General features: G+C 69.8%; 18 protein-coding genes and 1 pseudogene. 13 read left to right on the plus strand and 6 right to left on the minus strand.

Going from position 1 to position 23681, the window contains the following annotated elements:
• On the minus strand, window positions 1-320 hold a 320-nt coding region (locus ABS772_RS05785; RefSeq protein ID WP_350392935.1), incomplete at its 3' end, for a hypothetical protein.
• Window positions 321-495: 175 nt separating this feature from the next.
• On the opposite strand from ABS772_RS05785, the gene ABS772_RS05790 reads away from it, so the two are divergent.
• The 7 genes from ABS772_RS05790 (at window position 496) to ABS772_RS05820 (ending at window position 11315) form a co-directional block, all read left to right on the plus strand.
• Window positions 496-729 (plus strand): hypothetical protein, encoded by a 234-nt coding sequence (locus ABS772_RS05790; protein WP_003602908.1) that lies wholly within the window; start codon window positions 496-498, stop codon window positions 727-729.
• Window positions 730-1836: 1107 nt separating this feature from the next.
• Window positions 1837-5124, plus strand: a complete 3288-nt coding sequence (locus ABS772_RS05795) for a PAS domain-containing protein (protein WP_003602906.1) — start codon at window positions 1837-1839, stop codon at window positions 5122-5124.
• Window positions 5125-5272: 148 nt separating this feature from the next.
• Window positions 5273-5692 carry a hypothetical protein gene (locus ABS772_RS05800; protein WP_003602905.1) on the plus strand — a complete coding sequence of 140 codons (420 nt, stop codon included), beginning with the start codon at window positions 5273-5275 and terminating at the stop codon, window positions 5690-5692.
• A gap of 80 nt (window positions 5693-5772) precedes the next feature.
• On the plus strand, window positions 5773-6168 hold the full coding sequence (locus tag ABS772_RS05805; protein WP_003602904.1) for a FixH family protein: 396 nt from the start codon (window positions 5773-5775) through the stop codon (window positions 6166-6168).
• The gene (locus ABS772_RS05810) at window positions 6165-7649 is read left to right on the plus strand and encodes an efflux RND transporter periplasmic adaptor subunit (protein ID WP_003602903.1); all 1485 of its coding nucleotides are present in this window, start codon (window positions 6165-6167) and stop codon (window positions 7647-7649) included. The genes ABS772_RS05805 and ABS772_RS05810 overlap by 4 nt, the downstream gene beginning before the upstream one ends.
• A complete protein-coding gene (locus ABS772_RS05815; RefSeq protein ID WP_003602902.1) occupies window positions 7646-10819 on the plus strand; it encodes an efflux RND transporter permease subunit in 3174 nt (1057 codons plus the stop codon). Before ABS772_RS05810 ends, ABS772_RS05815 begins: the two co-directional genes overlap by 4 nt.
• 19 nt (window positions 10820-10838) lie before the next feature.
• Window positions 10839-11315 carry a DUF411 domain-containing protein gene (locus tag ABS772_RS05820; protein WP_026105495.1) on the plus strand — a complete coding sequence of 159 codons (477 nt, stop codon included), beginning with the start codon at window positions 10839-10841 and terminating at the stop codon, window positions 11313-11315.
• Window positions 11316-11328: 13 nt separating this feature from the next.
• On the opposite strand, the gene ABS772_RS05825 is transcribed toward ABS772_RS05820, so the two are convergent.
• Together ABS772_RS05825 and ABS772_RS05830 are read right to left on the minus strand one after the other, a co-directional pair.
• The gene (locus tag ABS772_RS05825) at window positions 11329-12069 is read right to left on the minus strand and encodes an NYN domain-containing protein (protein ID WP_003602898.1); all 741 of its coding nucleotides are present in this window, start codon (window positions 12067-12069) and stop codon (window positions 11329-11331) included.
• Between the two features lie 479 nt (window positions 12070-12548).
• Window positions 12549-12950, minus strand: a complete 402-nt coding sequence (locus tag ABS772_RS05830; protein WP_350392937.1) for a MerR family transcriptional regulator — start codon at window positions 12948-12950, stop codon at window positions 12549-12551.
• A gap of 100 nt (window positions 12951-13050) precedes the next feature.
• Between ABS772_RS05830 and ABS772_RS05835 the strand changes: the two genes are divergently transcribed.
• The 4 genes from ABS772_RS05835 to ABS772_RS05850 all read left to right on the plus strand — a co-directional run bounded on the left by ABS772_RS05835 (window position 13051) and on the right by ABS772_RS05850 (window position 17673).
• Window positions 13051-15246: a heavy metal translocating P-type ATPase gene (locus tag ABS772_RS05835; protein WP_012455882.1), complete on the plus strand. Its 2196-nt coding sequence runs from the start codon at window positions 13051-13053 to the stop codon at window positions 15244-15246.
• Entirely contained in the window at window positions 15246-15758 is a 513-nt protein-coding gene (gene lspA / locus ABS772_RS05840) for a signal peptidase II (RefSeq protein ID WP_012455883.1), read from the plus strand. Before ABS772_RS05835 ends, lspA begins: the two co-directional genes overlap by 1 nt.
• A gap of 88 nt (window positions 15759-15846) precedes the next feature.
• Window positions 15847-16914 carry a L,D-transpeptidase family protein gene (locus tag ABS772_RS05845; protein WP_017484336.1) on the plus strand — a complete coding sequence of 356 codons (1068 nt, stop codon included), beginning with the start codon at window positions 15847-15849 and terminating at the stop codon, window positions 16912-16914.
• 36 nt (window positions 16915-16950) lie between these two features.
• Window positions 16951-17673, plus strand: a complete 723-nt coding sequence (locus ABS772_RS05850) for a cytochrome c biogenesis CcdA family protein (protein ID WP_003596964.1) — start codon at window positions 16951-16953, stop codon at window positions 17671-17673.
• A 127-nt stretch (window positions 17674-17800) separates the two neighbouring features.
• Here ABS772_RS05850 and ABS772_RS05855 read toward each other — a convergent pair whose 3' ends face one another.
• The 3 genes and pseudogenes from ABS772_RS05855 to ABS772_RS05875 all read right to left on the minus strand — a co-directional run bounded on the left by ABS772_RS05855 (window position 17801) and on the right by ABS772_RS05875 (window position 20510).
• Window positions 17801-18124, minus strand: coding sequence for a YnfA family protein (locus ABS772_RS05855; protein ID WP_003596966.1), 324 nt, complete (start codon window positions 18122-18124; stop codon window positions 17801-17803).
• A gap of 90 nt (window positions 18125-18214) precedes the next feature.
• A pseudogene (locus ABS772_RS26405) lies at window positions 18215-19133 on the minus strand (efflux RND transporter permease subunit).
• A gap of 12 nt (window positions 19134-19145) precedes the next feature.
• On the minus strand, window positions 19146-20510 hold the full coding sequence (locus tag ABS772_RS05875; RefSeq protein WP_003596971.1) for an efflux RND transporter periplasmic adaptor subunit: 1365 nt from the start codon (window positions 20508-20510) through the stop codon (window positions 19146-19148).
• Window positions 20511-21377: 867 nt separating this feature from the next.
• On the opposite strand from ABS772_RS05875, the gene ABS772_RS05880 reads away from it, so the two are divergent.
• Window positions 21378-21848 carry a hypothetical protein gene (locus tag ABS772_RS05880; RefSeq protein WP_017484333.1) on the plus strand — a complete coding sequence of 157 codons (471 nt, stop codon included), beginning with the start codon at window positions 21378-21380 and terminating at the stop codon, window positions 21846-21848.
• An 85-nt stretch (window positions 21849-21933) separates the two neighbouring features.
• Window positions 21934-23673: an efflux RND transporter periplasmic adaptor subunit gene (locus tag ABS772_RS05885; protein WP_350392945.1), complete on the plus strand. Its 1740-nt coding sequence runs from the start codon at window positions 21934-21936 to the stop codon at window positions 23671-23673.
• Window positions 23674-23681 lie beyond the last annotated feature (8 nt).

Raw genomic sequence — 23681 nt, forward strand, 5'->3', positions numbered from 1 at the left:
TCGCAACAAAATCCCGCGCAAACTAACAGGGCGCCGCCGCTTGCGGCAATGGCACAGGCTCCAAGCCATTGTGCCGCAGTCCCGACGACCGCGCCCCGATGCTTTGCGGGTGGCGGACCAGCATCCCAGGCGCCGTTGCCGGGGGTCCCTCTGGACGACGGCCTCGGCGAGGTTCGGCGCACGCTGGCGGCCACCAGCACCGCGAGCTCGATCACGCGCACGGCGTCGAGGACCGACATCAACACGACCGCACGGTGGTGCGCGAGTGTCACCGCCACGGCGACGCCCGCAAGCGCGCCATCGTGGAGGAGCACGGCCACCGTGTAGCGGAACGTCGACCCGGGGCCGGGACGGCGGCATCGGCGGGCGGCCCAGTCCCACGCTCCTCGAAAGGTCGGCGAACCCAGCGTGACGGTTGCCTGAACGGCGGTTTCAGAACGCATTCAACGGCGGCGGCGCAACCTGCCGTTATACGAATCCCCGGAGGATACAGCGATGCGGCGACACCTTGCAGGCTTGATGGCCGCGGCCATCGTCATCGCGCCGGCCGCGGCCTCGGCCCAATATTACGAGCGCGGCTATGGCGAACGGCGGCCGCACGATCATGTCGAGGTCTACCGTCACGGCGACCATGACGACGTCGTAGTCCGGCACCATCACACGCGCCGCGACGAATACGAGCCGCGCCGGTTCGAGCGGCACCATCACCACCACGACTTCGACGACTGAGGTCGCAGGCCGGAATTGGGGGCGGCGCATGGGGAGTAACGTGCGCGGGAGGCTTCGCGGGCGCGTACCCGATGCCCGCGGCCAGGCGCGAAAACCCGCGAGTTCGGGTAGCATCCGCATGTCCGCACCGCCTGCTTGGACGGGCCGCCCGGAGAACTCCTATCTCCTGCCGGGCATTTCGTGCCTGTACCCGTGCGCATGCCAGTCGTTGTCCGCGTGCGCGGGCTTGCCGTCGGGCACCTTCTCCCCCGCCGGAGCGCGAGCCGTTGCGGTGGGTTGGTCCGCCGGACACGGCTCCGGTGTTCAGGACCGTTCGCTTGAAGTTCGGGACGTTGCCATGCACGTCCAAGATGAAGGCAGGATCCTCGGCGGCCTCCTGCATCCCGGGGGAGAGCAGCCGCGACCGTCCGCTTCAACTGTCCGCCATCCGGCGGCAACCGCATCGGTCAATTCGAACAACGAGGTAACCACGCCGTTAGTGGCTGGATCGCTGGGTCCGCGACGAGATGTGTCCGCGACCGGACACCCGGCCGAGGAAGGTGGACATCGGCCGGCAATTCGCCCTCCGGGCCGGTCGCCAGGGCGACGCGCACTTACGAGTGTAGCGCGCGCCAACTCGGTGGTTCTCCAGCACGCGTCGGGGGGCGGCCAGGCGCACTGTCGCCAGCACCTGGTCGCCGCCCGTATGCGGCATCCCGAAAGGGAGCTTCGAAGCTGCGGAGTTCGAGCCTGACCTGAGTGGCCTGCCGCGTTCCGAGACGGGGCCGCCATAGGTCGGGGACGGACGGCGCAAGCTCCGTCGGAACGCCGGGTGGGACAAAACGGGAGACATCCCGACCAGCCAAACGTGTTAAGCCGCTGCCATGCCCGCCAAGCGCTCGCGTCATACCTCCCTGGTCGTGCCCGTCGCCGGATGGTCGAAAAGCCAAGCCACCCAAAGTAAGCACACCTCGGCCAGCGAGTTCACCCGCGCTTCGATGCGCGTGAAAGCCCGGCACGAGGCTCACACGGTAGGTCAGGTCCCGTGGTCGACACGGTCTCCGCTAGCGCAAGGGCAAGCCTGATCCGATGACCCAGGCTCCGGGCTTCCTGGCAGGAGGGGGCAACATGGGCGCGCGGATGCGCGCCCACGATTGGGCGTCGACGTTCCTCGGGCCGGCGGACCGGTGGCCGCAAGCCTTCGTGACGCTGTTGCGAGTGATGCTCAGCTCGCGCCAGCCGATGTTCCTGTGCTGGGGTCCCGAGCGTACGCTCGTCTACAACGACGCCTACGCCCCCATGCTCGGCGCCCGGCATCCCGATGCCCTCGGTCGCCCGTTCTTCGATGTCTGGCCCGAGGTCCGCATCGAGGTCGGGGTCCTGATGGATCGGGTGTATGCCGGCGACCCGGTGCACATGGACGACCTCCAGCTCACCTTGCACAGGAACGGCTACCCCGAGGAAACGCACTTCTCGTTCTCCTACACGCCCGTCCCGGACGACAGAAACACGGTCGCGGGGCTGTTCTGTGCCTGTACCGAGATCACCAAGCAGGTCCTGGCCGAGCGCCGCCTGTCGGCCGAGCGCGAGCGCTTCGCCAGCCTCTTCGAGCAGACCCCGACGTTCATGACCGTGCTGCGCGGCAGGGAGCATCGGTTCGAACTGGCCAATCCCCGCTACCTGAAGCTCGTCGGCCACCGGGACGTCGTAGGCAGGACGGTCGCGGAAGCCCTGCCCGACGCGGTCGAGCAAGGGTTCCTGGAAATTCTCGACCAGGTCTACGACAGCGGCGTGCCGCAGACGTTCCATGGCATCCGCTACGCCGTGCAGGCGGTGCCGGGCGGCCCGCATGACGAGCGCTTCGTCGACGTCGTCTACCAACCGATCCGGGATGTCGACGGTACGGTCGGGGGTATCTTCATCGAGGGCGCGGACGTCACCGACCGTGCGCGGGCGGAGACGCGGCGCGAGGCGCTGGTGCGGATCACCGACCGGTTCAATGAGCTCACGAGGGCGGACGACATCGCTTTCGCGGCCTCGCAGGTCCTCGGCGAGACGTTGGCGGTCAGCCGTGTGGGATACGGCACCATCGACCCCGACGCCGAGACGCTCCACGTCGAGCGCGACTGGAACGCACCGGGCGTCGAGACCCTCGCCGGCGTCGTGCCGCTGCGGACCTACGGGTCGTTCATCGACAGCCTGAAGCGCGGCGAGTTCGTCAGCATCGCGGACGTCGAGCGCGACGATAGGACGGCGGGCGCGGCGGAGGCCTCGAAGGGGCGCGGCGCGCACGCCTTCGTCAACGTGCCGGTGCTCGAACAGGGTCGGCTCGTGGCCGCCCTCTTCGTCAACCATGCCGAGGTGCGGGACTGGGCGCCGGACGACCTGGCCTTCATCCGGGAAGTCGCGGGCAGGACCCGCATCGCGGTTGAGCGGAGCCGTGTCGAGACGGCCTTGCGCGACCTCAACGCCGACCTCGAACGGCAGGTCGCCGAACGGTCACGCGAGTTGAGCCGGACTTGGCAGGTCTCCACGGACCTCCTGGGCATCGCCGACGACGCCGGATTCTTCGTCCGGACCAACCCGGCCTGGAAGTCGCTGCTGGGCTGGAGCGATGCGGAGGCCGCACGCATCCCCTTCGTCGAGCTGGTCCACCCCGACGACGTCAGGGCCACCCACGCCGCGCTGGATCGGCTACGGGCCGGGGAGGCGGTCCTCCGCTTCGAGAACCGCTGCCGCACCACCGCCGGTGGGTACCGCTGGCTAGCCTGGGTCGCGGTCCCCGAGGGCGGGCAATTCTACTGCAGCGCGCGGGACGTGACGGAGGAGAGGGAGCATGCCGCGACCCTCGCCGAGCGTACCGCCGAGCGCGACCGGCTCTGGAACCTGTCCGAGGACATGCTGGCCCGCGCCAACTACCAGGGGACGATGTCGGCGGTGAGTCCTGCCTGGACCCAGGTGCTAGGCTGGTCCGAGGCCGAGCTCCTGTCGCGGCCCTACGCGACCTTCATGCATCCCGACGACACGGACCAGACGCTTGCGGCCCTCGTCCGGATGGGCGACACGAAGCGGCCAACCCGGTTCGAGAACCGCATCGCCGCGAGCGACGGGTCGTGGAAGTCCATCGAATGGACCGTGGCGCCCGAGCCGGACGGGCTGCACTTCATCGCCGTCGGTCGCGACCTGAGCGTGGCGAAGGCGCGCGAGGCGGAACTCGCGGCGGCTCAGGAAGCCCTGAGGCAATCGCAGAAGATGGAGGCGGTCGGACAGTTGACCGGCGGCTTGGCGCACGACTTCAACAACCTGCTCGCCGGCATCTCCGGCTCGCTGGAACTGATGCAGACCCGGATGCAACAGGGACGGCTCAGCGATGTCGACCGCTACATGGCGGCCGCGCAGGGCGCCTCGAAGCGCGCGGCCGCCCTGACCCACCGCCTGCTCGCCTTCTCGCGCCGCCAGACCCTGGCCCCCAAGCCCACCGACGTGAACCGCCTCGTCTCCGGCATGCAGGAATTGATCCAGCGTACGGTCGGCCCGGCCATTCCCGTGGAGGTCGTCGGCGCATCCGGGCTGTGGCCTGCGCTGGTGGACCCACCGCAGCTTGAGAACGCGCTGCTCAACCTGTGCATCAACGCGCGTGACGCGATGCCGGACGGCGGGCGCATCACGGTCGAGACCGCCAACAAATGGCTCGACGAGCGGGCCGCACGCCAGCATGACATGCCCGAGGGGCAGTACCTCTCCCTCTGCGTCACCGACACCGGTACCGGCATGCCGCCGGACGTCGTCGCGCGGGTGTTCGAGCCGTTCTTCACCACCAAGCCGCTGGGCGAGGGCACTGGACTCGGCCTCTCGATGATCTACGGCTTCGCCCAGCAGTCCGGCGGGCAGGTGCGTATCTACTCGGAAGTCGGCAGGGGCACGACCGTGTGCGTCTACCTTCCGCGCCACTACGGCGAGATCGCCGAGGACACGGGTGACGAAGTCGCGACGACGCTACCCCGCTCCGAGCAGGGCGAGACCGTCCTCGTCGTGGACGACGAGCCGACGGTCCGCATGCTGGTCAACGACATCCTGGAGGATCTCGGCTACACCGCCATCGAGGCCGCCGACAGCGCCGCGGGCCTCAAGGTGCTGCAGTCGGACGTCCGTATCGACCTTCTGGTGACGGACGTGGGGCTGCCAGGCGGCATGAACGGCCGGCAGATGGCCGATGCCGGCCGCGTCACCCGTCCCGACCTCAAGGTGCTGTTCATCACCGGATACGCCGAGAATTCCATTCTCGGGAACGGCCATCTCGCACCGGGCATGGCGGTCCTGACCAAGCCCTTCGCCGTCGACACGATGTCTGCCCGCATCCGCTCCATGATCGAGGCGTCGGATGCAGGGCCGCTCGGGCGACGCCTGGTTCCCTAGGGCCTGACCCGGGACGACCGTAAGTCAGGCTGCCATCCTGGGCTTGACCTTCCCACCGTGGAAAGCCTTATCCAGGCCACCTGCAGGTCGCTGCGCGCGGGAAACCGGGAGGCTTCATGCGCGCCCTGAAAACTGGCATCCTCGATTCGTGACGTTTTGGCTCGCCCTTCGGCGGCTGCTCCCGCTCATGGCGGTTGTCAGCCTCGCCCTGACGCCGGTGACCGCTTCCGCGGCCGCCGTGGGCATGCGCGCCTCCATGACGGCGCAGGCGCAAGGGTCCCGCGAGGCCATGCCCGGCATGGGCCATGAAGCGATGGGAGGGACCGACATGGCCGGCATGGCCATGGACGACATGCGCTGCTGCCCGCCCGAGAAGCCACTGAACCCGGACTGCGCCAAGGCGGGTTGCCCCCTAAAGGCGCTCTGTAACGCCGGCGTCGCCTCGCTCCTGCCGACCGCGGTCCCCATCCCGAGGCCGGGGGCGACGTGCGCCGCGCCGGCTTGGCCCGAAGCGGCCTCGTTCGCCAGCGTGCACGGCCCCCCGCCGCCAGAGCCTCCCAGAGCCTGACCCGATGCCGCCGGCGCCTGCGCCGGCACGGTGACGCGCGTCCGCGCGTGGCCATCCATCGCATTCAGGAGACGACAAACGTGACCCGGAAATCCTTCTCGCGCGCCCTCTGGGCTGCGCTGTTCGCTGCCGCCCTGACGGGGCCAGCCGTCGCCGACATCAAGGACTACGCGTTCGAGCTCGTGCAGCGTGAGGCGAAGGTCGGCGAGGCCGTCCTGTCCGTCCGCCTCGTCGACAGGCGCACCGGCAAGCCGGTGACCGACGCCGTGATCTTCGCCAAGCGCATCGACATGGCCCCCGACAGCATGGAGGAGATGGTCTCGAAGATCGAGCAGGTCCCCTCGACCGAGCCGGGCGTCTACCGCTTCAGGGCGAAGCTCTCGATGGCGGGAGGCTGGCGCCTGTCGCTCGGGGCCAAGGTCCAGGGCGAGACGGGCACAGTCGAGAACAAGCTCGTCTTCCAGGCCGTCAAATGAGCCGGGCGGGCTGGACGGCCGGTGCCCTCGCCGCGCTGGTGGCAGGGAGCGCCGGCTACGTCGCCGGGCACGGTGGCAATCCCGTGCCGGCGCTCGTCGAGCGCGCGCGGAGCCGGCTCGCCCACCGCCCCCCCGGCGAGCCGGCTCCGGTCACCCCGTCCCCCGCGAAGGCGACCGGGCCGGTCGTCTACTATCGGGACCCGGACGGGAAGCCGGCCTACTCGCTCGCGCCGATGCTGACCGCCGACGGGCGCGTCTTCCGGGCCGTGCGTGCCAGCGAGGACGTGCGATTCGATGACCCGGAGGACGGCGAGGCCATGCCCGCCGACAGGGCCGCGAACGGCATTTCGGGGCAGGGTGCGGCGACGTCCGACGCCCGGCAAGTGCTGTACTACCGCAACCCGATGGGCTTGGCCGACACCTCGCCTGTGCCGAAGAAGGATTCGATGGGGATGGACTACATCCCCGTCTACGCGGGCGAGGACGAGGGCGGCGTCGTGAAGGTGGCGCCGGGCAAGGTCCAGCGCACGGGCGTGCGGACCGAGCTCGCGGAGCGCCGCGTCCTGTCTCTGCCGGTGCGGGCGCCGGGCAGCGTCGAGGAGGACGAGCGCCGCATCTCCGTCATCGCCATGCGCACGGACGCCTTCATCGAGAAGGTCGAGCCGGTCACCACCGGCGACCACGTCCACAAGGGGCAGCCGCTGCTGCGCCTGTTCGCGCCCGAGATCAATGCGGTCGCGGCCCAGTACCTGACCTCCATCGGCTACGAGGGGGGCCGCCGGCGGCTGGAGAACCTTGCCATCCCGCCGGAGGTCATCGACGAGATCGAGCGCACCCATAAGGTACCACCCTCCATCACCTGGTCCTCGCCCCGGGACGGCGTCGTGGTCGAGCGCAACGTCTCGGACGGGATGAAGGCCAAGTCCGGTGACGTCCTGTTCCGCATCGTCGACCACACGCGCGTCTGGGTGCTGGCCGACGTGACCGAGCGCGACCTCGCCGGGGTGGCGGAGGGACAGAGGGCGACGGTGCGGGTGCGGGCCTTCCCGGACCGGACCTTCACCGGGACGGTGACCCGGATCTACCCCCACCTCAACATGGAGACCCGGACCGCCCGCCTGCGCGTCGAGCTGCCGAACCCCGACGGCGCCCTGCGCCCGTCGATGTACGCGGACGTCGAGATCGCGACAGGCGACGCCAAGCCAGTGGTGGCGGTGCCCGACGACGCGGTCATCGACACCGGCGAGCGCCAGGTCGTGCTGCTCGACCACGGCGAGGGGCGCTTCGAGCCGAAGCCGGTGACGGTCGGCCTCCGCGGCCGGGGCTACGTCGAGATCCGCGAGGGGGTCACGGCCGGTGACCGCGTGGTTACCGCGGCGAACTTCCTGATTGACGCCGAGAGCAACCTGAAGGCGGCGCTGCAGGGCATGACCGCGCCCAAGGATGACCAGCAGGCGGCGAGCGCGGGAGGCACGCCGTGATCGCCCGCCTGATCGGCTGGTCGGCCCGCAACCTCGTCCTGGTGCTGATCGGGACCGTGTTCGCGGTGGCGACCGGCGTCCTGGCGCTCAAGACCCTGCCGCTCGACGCCATCCCCGACCTCTCGGACGTGCAGGCCATCGTCTACACCGAATACCCCGGGCAAAGTCCGACGACCGTCGAGGACGTCGTCACCTTCCCCCTCACGACCGCCATGCTGACGGTTCCGAAGGCGAAGGTGGTGCGCGGCTTCTCGTTCTTCGGGGTGTCCTTCGTCTACGTCATCTTCGAGGACGGCACCGACCCGTACTGGGCGCGCTCGCGCGTGCTGGAGTTCCTCAACGGTGCGGCGAGCCGCCTGCCGGTCGGCGTGACGCCGACCCTCGGACCCGACGCGACCGGTGTGGGCTGGGTCTACCAGTACGTCGTCGTCGCGAAGGAACGGACGCTCGCCGAGCTTCGGTCGCTGCAGGATTGGGTCATCCGGTTCGGGGCCTCGCGCGCGGAGGGCGTGGCCGAGGTCGCGGGCGTCGGCGGGTTCGTGAAGCAGTACAACGTCGTCGTGGACCCGAACCGGCTGCGCGCGCAGGGCATCAGCCTCAACAAGCTCCGGGACGCCATCCGGTCGAGCAACGCCGACGTCGGCGGGCGCACGGTCGAGCTGTCCGAGTTCGAGTTCATGGTGCGCGGGCGCGGTTACCTGAAGAGCGTCGCCGATATCGAGAACATCGTGCTCAAGACCGTGGGCGGCACGCCGCTGCGGCTCCGGGACGTCGCCCGGGTCGAGCTCGGGCCGGACGAGCGCCGCGGCATCACCGAGATGAACGGCGAGGGCGAGGTCGCCGGCGGCATCGTCCTGCAGCGCTTCGGCGCCAACGCACTCAACGTCATCGAGGGCGTCAAGGCGAAGCTCGCAGAGGTCGCGAAAAGCCTGCCGGCCGGCACCGAGATCCTGCCGGTCTACGACCGCTCGCAGCTCATCGACGCGGCCATCGACACCCTGCGCCACACGCTGGTCGAGGAGAGCATCGTCGTCTCTCTCGTCTGCATCGTGTTCCTGCTGCACGTGCGCAGCGCGCTCGTGGCCATCCTGATGCTGCCGGTCGGCATCCTGATGGCCTTCGCCGGCATGAGGGCGCTCGGAATCGGCGCCAACATCATGAGCCTGGGCGGCATCGCCATCGCGGTCGGCACCATGGTCGACGCCGCCATCGTGATGATCGAGAACGCCCACAAGCACCTGGAGCGGGCGCCCCCGGGCAAGCCGCGGGTCGAGGTCCTCGTCGAGGCCGCTGCGGAGGTCGGGCCGTCCCTGTTCTTCTCGCTCCTCGTCATCACGATGAGCTTCCTGCCGATCTTCACCCTGGAGAGCCAGGAGGGACGGCTGTTCGGGCCGCTCGCCTTCACCAAGACCTTCGCCATGGCGGCGGCGGCGCTCCTCTCGGTCACGCTGGTGCCGGCCCTGATGGTGCTGTTCGTGCGCGGGCGCATCGTCCCGGAGCACCGCAACCCGCTGAACCGGCTCCTCATCTGGCTGTACCTGCCTCTCATCGCCGGCGTTCTGCGAGCCCGACTCCTCACCATCCTGCTCGCCGTCGGCGTACTGGCCGCGACCGCTTGGCCGGCCCGGCAACTCGGATCCGAGTTCATGCCGGAGCTCGACGAAGGCACGCTGCTCTACATGCCGACGACCCTGCCGGGCATCTCGGTGACCAAGGCCGGCGAGCTCCTCGCCACCCAGGACCGCATCATCAAGAGCTTCCCCGAGGTGGCCTCGGTCTACGGCAAGGCTGGGCGCGCCAACACGGCCACCGACCCCGCGCCGATGGAGATGTTCGAGACGGTCATCGCCTTGAAGCCGAAGGCGGAGTGGCGCCCGGGCGTGACGCTCGCGAGCCTCAAGGCGGAGATGGACGCGGCCCTGCAGTTCCCGGGTGTGTCGAATGCCTGGACGCAGCCGATCCGCGCGCGCATCGACATGCTCTCGACGGGCATCCGCACCCCGGTGGGCGTGAAGGTGCTGGGCACCAACCTCAGGGCGATGGAGGGGGTCGCCCGCCAGGTGGAGACGGTGGTGCGGGCCGTGCCGGGCACGTCGAGCGCCTATGCCGAGCGGGTCATCGGGGGCTACTTCCTCGACATCACGCCGGACCGCGAAGCGCTCGGGCGCTACGGCCTGATGGTCGGGGACGTGCAGGACGTCGTCGCGACGGCCCTGGGTGGGCAGTCCGTGACGAACACGGTCGAGGGCCGCGAGCGCTACACCGTCAATGTGCGCTACCCGCGCGCCTTCCGCTCGGACCCAAGGGCCATCGCGACAGAGGTCCAGGTGCCGCTGCCGACCGGCGGCACGGTGCCGCTCGGTGAGGTGGCGAAGGTCGAGCTCACCCGAGGGCCGACCTCGATCCGCACCGAGAACGGGCATCTCGCGGTCTACCTCTTCGTCGACATCGCCGGGCGAGACCTCGGCGGCTACGTCGCCGAGGCGCGCAAGGCGGTGGCAGACGCGGTGCGGCTTCCCCAGGGCACGACCCTGCAGTGGAGCGGACAGTACGAGTACCTGGAGCGTGCGGAGGCGCGCCTCGCGGTCGTGGTGCCGCTGACGCTGCTGATCGTGTTCCTGCTGCTCTACCTGAACTTCCGGCGCCTGACCGAGACACTCATCGTGATGCTGTCGCTGCCTTTTGCCCTGGTCGGCGGGGTGTGGCTGCTCTGGTGGATGGGCTTCAACCTGTCGGTCGCTGTGGCGGTCGGCTTCATCGCCCTGGCTGGCGTCGCTGCCGAGACCGGGGTGATCATGCTGGTCTACCTCGACCACGCCCTCGACGAGGTCCGCGCCCAGTGCGAGCGCGAGGGACGCCCGCTCGCGCGCCCGGACCTGCGCCGGGCCATCATGGTCGGCGCGGTCGAGCGGGTCCGGCCCAAGATGATGACGGTCGTCGCCATCATGGCGGGCCTGCTGCCCATCCTCTGGAGTACCGGTTCAGGCTCCGAGGTCATGCAGCGCATCGCGGTGCCGATGATCGGCGGGATGGTCTCCTCGACCGTGCTGACCCTGGTGGTCATCCCGGCGGTCTACGCCCTGGTGAAGGGGCGGGGCCTGCCCCCGGCCGGCGCGGTCCGCGAGGGGACGGATGGTGAGGCGATGCGGCTGCCGCAGGCGGCCGAGTGAGAGCGAACGGTAGATGACGATGAGGAGCGATGCGATGCCATCCAGACGTACCGTGCTCGTGGGTTTGGCGGTGGGGCTGATGCTTGGACGGGGCGCCTTGGCGGAGGGGCCGCCGATGGTCGCGGTGACCAAGGACCCGAGCTGCGGCTGCTGCGAGAGATGGGTCACCCACCTGCGCGAGGCCGGCTTCACCGTCACCGTGACCGAGGGCCCGGTGAACCCGCTCAAGATCCGCCTGGGGGTGCCTCGCGAGCTTGCCTCCTGCCACACCGCCCAGGTCGGCGGCTACGTGATCGAGGGGCACGTCCCGGCCGGGGCGATCAAGCGGCTCCTCGCGGAGCGACCCGAGGGAATGGGTCTGGCCGTGCCAGGCATGCCGGTCGGTTCGCCCGGCATGGAGGTCGAGGACATGCAGCCTGATACCTACGACGTCGTCCTGTTTGGGAAGGACGGTCGGTCGACGTTCGCGCGGTACCGCGGCGGGGAACTAACCTGAGGCCACGGCGGATTCAGCGCTCGGGCATCGCCGCCGCCGGCGCGGCCGCCTTCGCCCCCGACTTGGGCGCGGGCTTCGGACGCTGGTCCCACATCACGTAGCCGGCCGGCGGGTCGTACTCGTGCGGGCGCATGACGGAGGCCTGCCCCTCCGCGGTGACGAGCCCCGGGAACAGCGCCCTCTCGATATGCTCCCGGTTAAGCGCGATCTTGTGCGGGGTGTGCGACAGGATGTGCTGCGAGTGGGTCCGGCCCGGGGGGCTGACGCTGACGAGCTTCTTGCCGGGAAAGCGCTTGGCGAACAGCTTGGCTGTCGCCGCCTGGTCCGTATCGGCGGTCAGGAGATATGCAGTATCCATGACGTCCTGTACTGCGTCGTCATAGACGCTAAGCGCGAGATTGATGTCCGTCGCCTTCTCGGTCGGCTTCTGCCAAGTGGAGCCACAGTCCCGGCACTTGGCGTCTTCATGGCTGAAGTGGCCGAGGACGGTCTCAACGCCGACCAGTTTGAGGGCGCGGACCAGGCGCTCGTGGCGGATTTTCTTGCTGTGATCGCCCGGGTAATAGGCCGTGCAGAACACGACGCGAACGAGCTCCTCCGACTGGCGCGAGATGATCGACTCCCCCAGCTTCCAGAAGTTGCACCACTTCAGAAAGGGCTCTCCTAAATCATTGACGGAATGATACAAATTGAAGCCATCGATGTAGAGTGCAGCCCGGATCCTGGATTTTCCCGCTTGACTATCCAGCTCCATGCACTCATATCCGATCCGTCAACGCTGAACGGTGCGCCGTCAGCAACCCATGGGTTCCGGCCCGTGTGAAGCCCACAGGTTCCAACCTGTGGGCTTCTTGGTTTCCGAGGCTGTTCTATCCTGAGTTCGCCTCGCGTAGTACTGTCTTTTTGTCTCTCGCGAGTTGACCGCGCCGGCCCTTCGGGCTTTGGCCGCCGGCATGTTATCCCCGGGCCTCTTAAGGTCGCGGTGGCAAGCCTGCGATGCTCGTCGGGCGGAACGGGGCGGTTCGCGTGGAACGCCATTCCTGGGGCCAGAGGAACGCGGGCCGCCGCCGTCGCATCAGGCCGCACGTCCGGACCGCCGCGCGCCGAGCCTTCGTCGCGATCACGGTCGCTGTCCTCGCCGTCGCGTGCTGCGGGTTCGCGGCCAAGGGGCTGTTCGAGAGCCGAGTGCTGATGATGCCCTACGTCGCTCGCTGACCCCCGCGCCCAGATCGCTCACGCGGGTTCACCGAACGGCGATAGCGCCTCGATGATGCGGCAGTCGGAGACCGACCCGCAGCCGCACTGGCCGATGACCTCGCGGAGTTCCGAGGCGAGCCGGGTCAGGTCGGCCAGCTTGCGCTCCACGTGGGCGAGATGGGCGCGGGCGATGGTGTCGACCTCGCCGCAGGAGCGATCCCGGTCGTCCGCCAAGGCGAGCAGGTCCCGGATCTGCTCCACGGTGAAGCCGAGGGCGCGACCGCGGCGGATGAAGCTCAGCCGGCGCAGGTGTTCGGGCCCGTAGAGCCGGTAGTTGCCGCTCGACCGCGCCGGCGGGGGCAGCAACCCGACCTTCTCGTACCACCGGACCGTTTCGACACGGGTCTGCGTGGCCTCCGCGAGGCTGCCGATGGTCATGGAAGAAGCGCTCCGCACGGCCTTGACCCTGTAGTGACTACAGGGTGCATGTAGGGGGCCTTCCCAGTCCGGACCAGGAGCCCGGCGAACGGAGCGCACCATGAGCCAGGCCGCCGGCGCGGACCGCACATCCTTCCCCACGAACGGTCCGCAGGCCCTGCGCTACAGGGTCAAGGGCATGGACTGCCCGACCTGCGCCGGGAAGATCGAGACCGCCGTCTCCCGGCTGCCGGGCGTCGCGGACGTGCGCGTGAACTACGGCAGCCAAGTCCTCGACCTCGCGCTCGATGAGGCTGCGACGCCGAGGACCGAATTGGAGGGGCGTATCGAGCGCCTGGGCTACGGCGTCGCGCTGCTCCCCACGGCCGCGGACTTAGCCATGGCCCAAGCCTCGGGCGGCGCCCCGCCCGCCGGGACCGCGGAGGAGCCTGAGCCGCCGCTCTGGCGGAGCCGGAAGGCGCGGCTGGGCATCCTGATCGGCGCCCTGTTCGCCGCCGGCTTCCTGGTCGAGCGGATCGCGCCGGGCCTGGCGGGCGAGTACGCCTACTGGCCAGGGGCGCTCGTCGGGCTCGCCTATTACGGCCGCCGCGCGGCCGTGGCGGCGTTGGCCGGCACGCCCTTCTCCATCGAGATGCTGATGTCGGTCGCCACCGCGGGGGCGCTCGCCATCCACGCCGCCGAGGAGGCCGCCATCGTCGTGCTGCTCTTCACGGTCGGCGAGATGCTGGAGGTCGTGGCGGCGGGCCGGGCGCGTGCCGGCATCAAGGCGCTCGCCGCCCTGGTGCCGAAGACCGCCCGCCTCGTCGACGAGGCCAATGGCACCATCCGCGAGGTGGCCGCTGCGTCGCTGGCCATCGGGCAAGTCGTGGTCGTGAGGCCGGGCGACCGTGTGCCTGCCGACGGGGTGATCACCGACGGCGCGTCGAGCCTGGACGAGTCCCCCATCACTGGCGAATCGGTCCCGAAGCCCAAGGAGGTCGGCGACCCGGTCTACGCCGGCAGCGTCAACGCCGATGGCGCGCTCCAGGTCCGGGTCACAAAGACGGCGGCCGACAACACAGTCGCCCGCATCCTGCACCTCGTCGAGGAGGCGCAGGCGTCGAAGTCGCCCACGGCGCGCTTCATCGACCGGTTCAGCGCGGTCTACACGCCCATCGCGTTCGCGTTCGCGGCCGCCGTTGCGGTCGTGCCGCCGCTGCTCGGCGCCGATTGGGGCACCTGGATCTACCGGGGCCTGGCGCTCCTCCTCATCGCCTGCCCCTGCGCGCTGGTGCTCTCGACCCCCGCGGCCATCGCCTCCGGACTGGCCGCCGGTGCGCGACGCGGGCTGCTCGTCAAGGGCGGCGCCGCACTGGAGGTCATCGGGCGGGTGCACACGGTCGCGTTCGACAAGACCGGGACGCTGACCGCCGGACGGCCGCGGGTCTCGGACATCCTGGTCTTCGCCCCGGACGCGTCGGAGCGCTCGCTTCTCGGGTTGGCTGCCGCGGTCGAGAGCGGAAGCGGCCACCCCATCGCCCGGGCCATCCTCGACCGGGCGAGCGCGGACGGGGTGCCGCTGCGCCCGACGCGGGACGCCCGCGCCATCCCCGGCAAGGCGGTGTCGGCCACGGTGATGGGTCAGACGGTGCTCGTCGCCTCCCCACGCCACGCCGCCGAGAGCGCGCGGCTCGGCCCCGAGGCCGAGCGCGCGGTCGCGGACCTGGAAGCCGGCGGCAAGACGGTGGTCATCGTCGTCCGCGGCGCCGAGGCCTTGGGCGCCATCTCGGTCCGGGACGAGCCCCGCGCCGACGCGGCGGCCGGCATCTCGGCCCTGCGGAAGCTCGGCGTCCGCAGCGTGATGCTGACCGGCGACAACCGGCGCACGGGCGAGGCGGTCGCGTCCGAACTCGGGCTCGACGTGAAGGCCGAGCTCCTGCCCCAGGACAAGCTCGCCGAGATCGCGGCCCTGAAGGCGGCGGCTCCGGTGGCGATGGTCGGCGACGGCATTAACGACGCGCCGGCGCTCGCCGCCGCCAGCGTCGGCATCGCGATGGGCGGCGGCACCGACGCGGCCCTGGAAACGGCGGACGCGGCGGTGCTGAACGACCGGGTGGGCGACGTGGCGGCGCTGGTCTCCCTCTCTCGGGCGACCCTGGGCAATATCCGCCAGAACGTCGCGATCGCCCTCGGCCTGAAGGCCGTGTTCCTAATGACGACCGTCGCAGGCATCACCGGCCTCTGGCCGGCCATCCTGGCCGACACCGGCGCGACCGTCCTGGTGACGGCCAACGCGCTCCGTCTCCTGAGGGCCTGATGATCTCCCTGTCAGGGTGGGCCGGCCGGGCGGCGACCGTGGCCGGGGTGGCGGGGGCCGCCGCGGCCATAGACCTCGTCGCCAAGGCGGTGGCCGAGGCGTGGCTGGAGGAAGGCGCCGTCAGGGGCGCACTGCCCTTCGTCGACCTGAGCCTGTCATTCAACTACGGCATCAGCTTCAGCCTGTTCCCGGCGCACGACCCGTCCTCCCTGGCACTGCTCCTCGCCATCCAGGGCACGCTCACCTGCCTCGTGGCCGGCTGGGCCCTGGCCGCGGGCGGCGGGCTCGAACGCCTCGGGCTCGCCGCGATAGCGGGCGGGGCCGCCGGCAACTTCGTCGACCGGCTCATGGACGGCGTCGTCACGGACTACCTCGACCTGCACACCGGCGGCATCCGCTGGTTCACCTTCAATTTGGCGGACGTCTGGATCTCGACAGGCGTGGTGCTGCTGCTCCTCGACGGACTTCCCCTGCGGCGGAGGCATCGCAGCGCCGGGGATCCGATCCCGTAAGCGGCCCGCTTCCGCCGAACCGCAGCCACGGCAACCTGTCATCAACCCTTCGAGCCCAGGCTCGGAGGCCGACCTCGGCGAGGCCGACATGCTGAAGACGACAACGCTCGGTCTGGCCCTCCTCCTGGCGCTGTCCGCCTGCCAGGACGGCCAGTACGCGGCCTCGACGCGCCACCTCGCGCCGATCCCGCCGGCGACCCTGGCCCTGATGTCGGCCAAGGGTGTCTCGCCGGCGGATCCGATCCTGATGCGGGCCTACAAGAAGGAGTCCGAGATCGAGCTCTGGAAGCGCGGCACGGACGGCAAGTACGCCCTCCTGAAGACCTACGCGATGTGCCGCTGGTCGGGTCAGCTGGGGCCCAAGACCCGGGAGGGGGACCGGCAGGCGCCGGAGGGCTTCTACGCGGTGACGCCCGCGTCCATGAACCCGAATTCGAGCCTCTATCTCTCGTTCAATCTCGGGTACCCGAACGAGTACGACCGCTCCCTGGGACGCACCGGCGCGCACCTGATGGTGCACGGCTCGTGCTCGTCGCGGGGCTGCTTCGCGATGACGGACGAGGTGATCTCGGAACTCTATGCCGTGGTGCGGGAGGCCTTCGCGGGCGGCCAGCGCGCCGTCCAGTTCCAGTCCTACCCGTTCCGCATGACGCCGGAGAACTTGGCCCGGCATCGCCAGGACCCGAACATCGCGTTCTGGAGGAACCTCAAGGAGGGGTCCGACCGGTTCGAGGTCACGGGGGCCGAGCAGGGCGTCGGCGTCGCCGATGGCCGATACGTGTTCGATGCCGGCGACGAGGCCACCGCTGGCGCGGTCGCGCGGAGGCAGGCGGATGACGAGCGGCAGGTCGCCGCCCTCGTGGCGAGCGGGACGCCCGCCGTCCGGCTGGTGTACGAGGACGGCGGCCAGCACCGGTCGTTCCGAGAGACCATGGTCGCGGCCGGAGGCGGTCTCGGCGAGGTGAGCCGCCCCGAGGCTCTGGCCGCAGGGCCGCGTGAGGTCGCCGTGCCGGCCGCGGGCCCGGTTGCTCTCGCCGGCAAGCGGGAGCCGGTCCGGGGTGCGGCGGCGCTCAAGCCGGCGGGGCCCGGCGGGACCGAGGCGGAGCGCCAACGCCTTCTCAAGATCTTCGCCGCGGCCGGGGCCGGTCAGGAGTGACGATCCTGCGTCCATCATTCCGCCGGGGCTGAACCGATGGCCATCGACGCCTCAAGCGTGGGCTTCCTGGCGGCCTTCGCGGCCGGCGCCGTGTCGTTCCTATCGCCCTGCGTGCTGCCCCTCGTTCCGGGCTACGTGTCGTACGTCGCGGGGCAGTCGGCCGCCGGCGAGCGCGACAGCCTGCGCACGCTCGGCCTGAGCCTTTGCTTCGTGCTCGGGTTCACGACCGTCTTCGTCGCGTTCGGCGCGGGGGCGAGCGCGCTCGGCTTCGCCCTGCTCGCCCATCGCGAGGCGCTGAACCTCGCCTCGGGCTTGCTGGTGATCCTGTTCGGCCTGTTCACGGCCGGTCTGCTGCGGCCCGCCTGGCTGCAGCGTGAGCTGCGCTGGCACGGCGATCCGCCGGGTCAGGGGCCCGTCGCCGCCTATCTCCTCGGAACGGCCTTCGCCTTCGGATGGACCCCATGCATCGGTCCCGTCCTCGGTGCCATCCTGGCAGTCACGGCCTCCTCGGCCGCGGGCAAGGGCGTCGCCCTGCTCACCGTCTACTCGCTCGGGCTTGGCGTGCCGTTCGTGGCGGCGGCCCTTTTCCTGTCAGGCTTCGTCGCGCGCCTTCGGACCCTACGCTGGTTCGGTCGTGCGCTTCAGCTCGTCGGCGGGGGCGTGATGGTGGCGATGGGGCTGCTGATGGTGACCGACCGCATGAGCGCCGTGGCTTCCCTCCTCGTGGAGGCCTTCCCCGTGCTTGGGCGGATCGGTTGAGGCATGGTCCTCCGCAGGCGTGCTGTTGAGCATGCGACTGCAGGCTGCCACGAGCGTGAGCCGACCCTTGTTGAAGAACAAGATTCGGCACTATCCTGGGTAAGCCGCGCGCATCGCCGCGAGGGCCTCAGGGGCGTGGGCCGAACAGGATCACCGTCATGCCGACGAGGCAGATCGCACCGCCCGTAACGTCCCATCGGTCCGGACGGTAGCCTTCCGCACCCCATAGCCAGAGGATGGCCGCCACGATGTAGATGCCTCCGTAGGCCGCATAAGCCCTGCCTGCCGCCTCGCTCTCGACTAAGGTAAGCAGGTAGGCGAAGAGCGCAAGCGATGCCATGCCGGGGAGCAACCAGAGGGGTGATCTGTCCAGGCGCAGCCAGGCCCAGAACGCGAAGCATCCAACGATTTCGGCGAGGGCCGCGCCCGCATAGGCGAGGAAGGTCGTCATTTCTGAGTGGTCTCGTTGCTCTTGAAGTCTGTCAAGCTTGCAATGCGAGGTCCGCGATCCTGATAGGACTGCCGCTGGTTCGCGTGGTGCTCACGGATACTGTTCGGCGACCTGCCGGAACAGAGCGGCGCCACCGTCGTCCTCGTCATGGCTGACCGGCGCCGTGGCGCGGGCGCCGCCGAAGCGCGCATAGAGGGCCGGAAGTACGACCAGGGTCAGCATGGTGGCGCTGATCAAGCCGCGGATGAACACGGTCGCGAGCGGCTTCTGGACCTCCGTGCCGGTCCCCGCCGCCAGCGTCACCGGGACGAACCCGAGCGAGGGCAACAAGCGCGGTCATGGCGTCCTTCAGGATGGCGATCAGCGCCGGCACGAAGGTCAGCGACAGGACGAAGGCGGCAACGAGCGCGATGATGACGGTCGGCGCCATCGGCTCGAACATCTTGCCCTCGACCCTGGCCACGCCCGGCACGGTCTTGATCTGCGGCCGGACGATCCATTCCTGGAAGGTCCGCAGGTAGGCGGCCTTCTCCAGCTCCGTCCTCAGCCCCAGTCCCTCAGGTGTCAGGTATCTGTCGTCCGATTGCCAGCCCGGTTCGCCTAAACACGACGCCTTCCACGCGTCGGGCGCCGTGTAGCGCACGGTCCACATGAATATCTCGTCGAGGCCGGTCATGATCGGCCCCATATGAGGCTGGAATTCGGACGGCCGCCCCTCGCGCGCCTCGCCTAGGCGCTCCACCAACTGGCGGCGGGCGAAGTAGACCTTGACCTCGTCGGCGAAGACCGCCGTGACCTGGGAGAAGTCGTTACGCGAACGCAAACGGATGTATTCCGAACCCTTGATGCCGGCGAGCGTGGTCTCGACCGGTCAGGTCACCTGCTTCTCGATATCGAAGGGCGAGAGCGTGGGCGCGACGGTGTTGAACAGCACCTGGTTGCTGTTGATATCGGGCACGAAGTCGAGCCAGCCCTGTCGAACGGGGAAGGCGAGGATACGGGAGATCAGGTCCGGTCGCCCTCAGTCGTCGCCCGCTTCGGATTTGCGGAGCTCGGCCTTGAGGATGAAGGAGTTGGCAACCGCGATGGTGGCGCCCGACTTCAGTCCGGAGACGACCTCGTAGGAATCGTCGTCCGAGCGTCCGAGCTCGACCTCCCGCTTCTCGAAGCCCTCCTCAGTGCGCACGAAAACGACGCGCTCGCCCCCGACCGTCTGCAGGGCGGCCTTCGGGACGTGCACCTCGACCGCGTCGTTCGCGATCTCCACCCCGGCAGTGACGAAGGCGCCGGGGCGCCATGCAAGGTCAGGGTTCGGCAGGGCGACGATGACCCGCGCCGAGCGGGTGTCCGGGTTCAAGAACGGGCTGACGAAGACGACCTTGCCGTCGGCATGGCGGCCGCCGGCCTCATGGGCATGGGTGACAGCTACGGGTGCGCCCTCCCGAACCATGGCGAGCTCGTGTGTCGGCACCGACAGCTCGATCCATACGGTCGAGAGGTCGGCGACGGTGTAGATGTCGGCGGGGTCGCCCTTGCCGCCGACCGTCGTCCCGACCTCGACCTTGCGCTCGACGACCCGGCCGGCGAGCGACGAGCGGAGCTCGTACCGGCGCAGGGTGGATTGGTTCAGGGTGGCACCTTCTCGTTTCTGTGCGGCTGCGACATCGGTCGCGCTCAGCCCGAGGGCGGACAGCTTCTGGCTGGCGAGGTCGACGCGCAAGGTGGCTTCCGTGTAGGTTGCCCTGGTCCGCAGGTAGACCTGCTCCGACGAGATGCGCTTGTCCCAGAGCGCCTGCTGCCGGTCGAAGTTGGTCTTCTCCAGCTCGGCGCGTACCGAGGCGATGAGGTACTCGCTCTTGGCGTCGGCGACGTCACGGCTTTCGAGGACGGCGACGATCTCGTCCTTGGCAACCCGGTCGCCGAGGCGCTTGCGCATCTCCGTGACGGTACCCACGACCCGGGCCGGGACGCGCGCGATCCGGTCGGTGTCGGGGGTGATGGCGCCGGGTACCAGGAGGTGCCGGGCGAGCGTGCCGCCCTCGACTTTCACGACCGAGATGTTGAGCGCCGCCACCTCCTCGGGTCCCATCCGGATTGCGCCCTTCTCGGGGTGCTCCTCGCCCGGCTCGTACCCGTGCTTCCCGATCTCGTGGCCGTTCGTGGCCTTGGGGGTTCCCGGCTTCTTGACGTCGTCATCTCCGTCGGGCGGCGTCCCAGCCTTCGAGGGTTCGTGGTTGGCGGTGATGGGTGGCACGGTGATGGTGAACAGGTCTTTCGGCAGCCCGGCGGCGGCCAGATTGTCCCTGACGAAGCGGGCGACGGCGGGGACGGCTGCGCCTATGGCGATGCCGGTGGCCAGGAGGACCGCGAACAGGAGGAGGCGCATGGGGGCCGCTCGACAAGGACGCCGGACGGCCTGCTTGGGCGGTCACGGTCGTTCCCGTTGGATCAGGTGATGGACGAACCGGCGCCGAGATGTGGGCCGGGCGAACGCGCTCTTGGGAGCGCGGCGTCACCTTACGCGCGGGGCGGTCTCGCCAGTCGGTCGGGAGTGACGGAGGTCGGAACCTCGGCCACCCAGGAAAAGCCCAGGCCGGCGAACTCCGTCGACGGCGTGACGTGGGAGGAGACTTGGAGAGGGGCCACCTGATGGCAGCCACAAAGGAGGCGGCAGGCCAAACCCGGATTGCCGGCCTCGGTGGGCATGGGCGTGACTAGCGTCCCCACACCGATTGCGTTTTGGTAGCGGCCGCCATGATCAGCAAGATCGTCGCCGGAGCCCGCAACGGTCGAAACGATGAACATGGCCAGGGCAAGCAAGAGCGCGCGGGCACCGAATGCGCACCACTCCTGCAACACGGCACAACGCCTATGCCAACCGCCGACACCCATCGAGGTTCTTATGCGCGATTTTGGTTTGTTCGCACAAGAACAACCATCACGCCCCGACCCTCCCAAATCGGGAAGCCCCACTACCCGCGGCACGTCATCAAAGAAAGCGCGTCCTGTTCCGTTACAAGATCGGATGCGGCGGCTGCACCAAGCCCATCACCTGCACCATCCAAGCCATCGAGCCGTGCGCTCAAGTCGGGATCAATTTGCGGGCCGATCTCGTGTCCGTGGCCGCGGATCCGGCTGAGCCGCTGCTCGCGGCAGCTTGAAATGCCGCAGCGGCAACCAAACCTTCATCCCCCCATTTTCGTTTCACATGCGGACATGGTCCCGCCACCGAAATCGGTGTAAGCCAGACCTCATGAGCCTCGACCGGCAAATCATGCGCCTGACGGCGGTGGTGATCCTCGCGATCATCGCCTACGTCGCGCCGTCTGCCGTCCAAGCCCACGACGGCCATGCCCACCACGGTCGTCATCAATCAACGACTCAGGCGAACGCAGCGCCTCCCGTCGCGACGAGGCCGATTACCCTCCCGTCCCGCATCGTCGGTGGCCCTGCCGAAACCCGGCTTGCGCTCGACGGACAATCCCCGGCAGCCGAGCCGCTGTCTTCGCTGCAGGCTGACGATGCCGGTGGGAGATGCTGCCCTGTCGGCTGCAGGGGCTCATGCTGCGGGACGATGGTATGCTGCCCGTCCGGCGTCGTCGCCGGCGCCGCGTCGCTTTCCAGGCCCCTGTCTGGGAACGTCGTGCTGATCCCGCACGACGTCGATGCCCGTTCAGGCGTCGACCCCGAGGCCCTGCCCGAGCCCCCACGAACCCTCGCGTGAAGTAGGGCGCGCCTGAGGCGCGCGACGCCCGGAATGCGCCCGCTATCGGCGCCGTCCGGACTTCCCGACGCGAGGATTCCTATTCATGTCGACCCGTTTTGCCGCCGCCTATGGCGTGGTGGCGCTGCTTGCTGCCGTCCTAACGGGGCCTGCGCTTGCCCACGAGGGCCACGACCACGGCGCCGTGCCGCCGCCCCTCTCGAAGACCATCGCGCCGCGCGGCGAGGCGCTTTCGGACGCCTTCGAACTCGTCGCCGTCCCGCGCGACGGCACCCTGACGCTGTTCCTCGACCGCTTCCGGACGAACGAGCCGGTGCCCGGCGCGACCATCGAGGTCGAGACGCCGGACGGTCCCAGGGTCGCGACCGCCACGACCGACGGCGGCTACGCGCTGCCGGTCCCGTGGCTGTCGAAGCCCGGCCGGCACGAGCTCCTCGCGACCGTCACGGCCGGGGACGCGGTCGATGTGCTGACCGTGGCGGTCACAGTGCCCGACCCGAAGGTCGCCGCGGCCGCGGCGCCTGCCAAGCCGGCCCCGGCTCAGGCTGCCCTGGCGCGCGTCTCCGAGGTCGCCCACGGCATCAGGGAACGGCTGATGGCCAAGGACCCGGCCCTGGTGGCCGCGGTCGCCGTCGCCTTCCTGCTCGGCGTGCTCGTGACGGCGCTCGCACGCGGGCGCCGTGGCGCGCCGGCGGTGGCGCTGGTCGCCATCGGCATCACCCTCGTCCTCGGCACCGCCGCCTTCGCGCACGGCGACGAGGACCACGGCTCAACCGTTGAGGGCGCCGCCCTGATCGAGCCGCGCCAGACGACGCCGGCCTCGTCGGACCTCGCGCAGCGCCTGCCCGACGGCTCCGTCTTCGTGCCGAAGCCGACGCAACGGCTGCTGGTCCTGCGCACCATCATGACCGAGCAGGGCAGCTTCCACCGCTCGGTCGAGTTGCCGGGCCGCATCATCCCGGACCCGAACGCCAGCGGCGTCGTCCAGTCCTCGGTCGGCGGACGGATCTCGCCACCGCCGTCCGGCGTCTTCCCTCGCCTCGGCACGAAGGTTCGCAAGGGCGACGTGCTCGCCACGGTGACGCCGCCGGTCCAGGCCGTCGACGTCTCCGACATGCGCCAGCGCCAGGGCGAACTCGACCAGCAGATCGCCATCGTCGAGCGCCGGGTCGAGCGCTACCGGAAGCTCGCCACGACCGGCGCCGTCGCCACGACCCAGCTCGACGACGCGGTCGCGGAGCTCAATGGCCTGCACGACCGCCGCGCGGCCCTCGACAAGATCCGCCAGCAGCCCGAGGCCCTGGTCTCGCCCGTCGACGGCGTGGTGGCGCAGGCGACCGCAGTGGCCGGGCAGATGGCGGCGCCCGGCGCCATGGTCTTCCAGATCGTCGATCCAAACCGCCTCTGGGTCGAGGCCCTCAGCTTCGACACTCTGACCGCGGCGCAGAACGCTACGGCCCGTCTCGCCGACGGACGGACCCTGAAGCTCGCCTACCAGGGCACGGGGCTCGCCGACCGCAACCAGGCCATACCGGTCCAGTTCGCGGTCCAGGGCGACGCCTCCGGCCTGCGGGTCGGCCAGTTCGTCACGGTGCTGGCCGGGACCGACACCGAGCAGGCCGGCCTGGCGCTGCCGCGCTCTGCCGTGGTGCGCACCGGCAACGGGCAGGACGTCGTCTACGAGCACACCACCGCCGAGCGCTTCGAGGCGCGGCCCGTTCGGGTCGAGCCGCTCGACGGCGGCCGGGTGCTCGTGGCCGAGGGGATCGGGTCCGGTAAGCGGGTCGTGACCCAGGGCGCCGAACTCCTCGACCAGGTTCGCTGAGGAGGCCG

It is taken from the genome of Methylorubrum podarium, from assembly GCF_040270385.1.
In the GTDB taxonomy this organism is placed as follows: domain Bacteria; phylum Pseudomonadota; class Alphaproteobacteria; order Rhizobiales; family Beijerinckiaceae; genus Methylobacterium; species Methylobacterium podarium.

What these genes read in the sequence shown, in the direction of transcription:
- ABS772_RS05875 (WP_003596971.1), bottom strand. Translation starts at nt 20,510, where the DNA reads ATGCGCCTCCTCCTGTTCGCGGTCCTCCTGGCCACCGGCATCGCCATA.
- ABS772_RS05880 (WP_017484333.1), top strand. Translation starts at nt 21,378, where the DNA reads ATGAGCCTCGACCGGCAAATCATGCGCCTGACGGCGGTGGTGATCCTC.
- ABS772_RS05855 (WP_003596966.1), bottom strand. Translation starts at nt 18,124, where the DNA reads ATGACGACCTTCCTCGCCTATGCGGGCGCGGCCCTCGCCGAAATCGTT.
- ABS772_RS05850 (WP_003596964.1), top strand. Translation starts at nt 16,951, where the DNA reads ATGGCCATCGACGCCTCAAGCGTGGGCTTCCTGGCGGCCTTCGCGGCC.
- ABS772_RS05795 (WP_003602906.1), top strand. Translation starts at nt 1,837, where the DNA reads ATGGGCGCGCGGATGCGCGCCCACGATTGGGCGTCGACGTTCCTCGGG.
- ABS772_RS05810 (WP_003602903.1), top strand. Translation starts at nt 6,165, where the DNA reads ATGAGCCGGGCGGGCTGGACGGCCGGTGCCCTCGCCGCGCTGGTGGCA.
- ABS772_RS05845 (WP_017484336.1), top strand. Translation starts at nt 15,847, where the DNA reads ATGCTGAAGACGACAACGCTCGGTCTGGCCCTCCTCCTGGCGCTGTCC.
- ABS772_RS05790 (WP_003602908.1), top strand. Translation starts at nt 496, where the DNA reads ATGCGGCGACACCTTGCAGGCTTGATGGCCGCGGCCATCGTCATCGCG.
- lspA (WP_012455883.1), top strand. Translation starts at nt 15,246, where the DNA reads ATGATCTCCCTGTCAGGGTGGGCCGGCCGGGCGGCGACCGTGGCCGGG.
- ABS772_RS05835 (WP_012455882.1), top strand. Translation starts at nt 13,051, where the DNA reads ATGAGCCAGGCCGCCGGCGCGGACCGCACATCCTTCCCCACGAACGGT.
- ABS772_RS05885 (WP_350392945.1), top strand. Translation starts at nt 21,934, where the DNA reads ATGTCGACCCGTTTTGCCGCCGCCTATGGCGTGGTGGCGCTGCTTGCT.
- ABS772_RS05825 (WP_003602898.1), bottom strand. Translation starts at nt 12,069, where the DNA reads ATGGAGCTGGATAGTCAAGCGGGAAAATCCAGGATCCGGGCTGCACTC.
- ABS772_RS05830 (WP_350392937.1), bottom strand. Translation starts at nt 12,950, where the DNA reads ATGACCATCGGCAGCCTCGCGGAGGCCACGCAGACCCGTGTCGAAACG.
- ABS772_RS05820 (WP_026105495.1), top strand. Translation starts at nt 10,839, where the DNA reads ATGAGGAGCGATGCGATGCCATCCAGACGTACCGTGCTCGTGGGTTTG.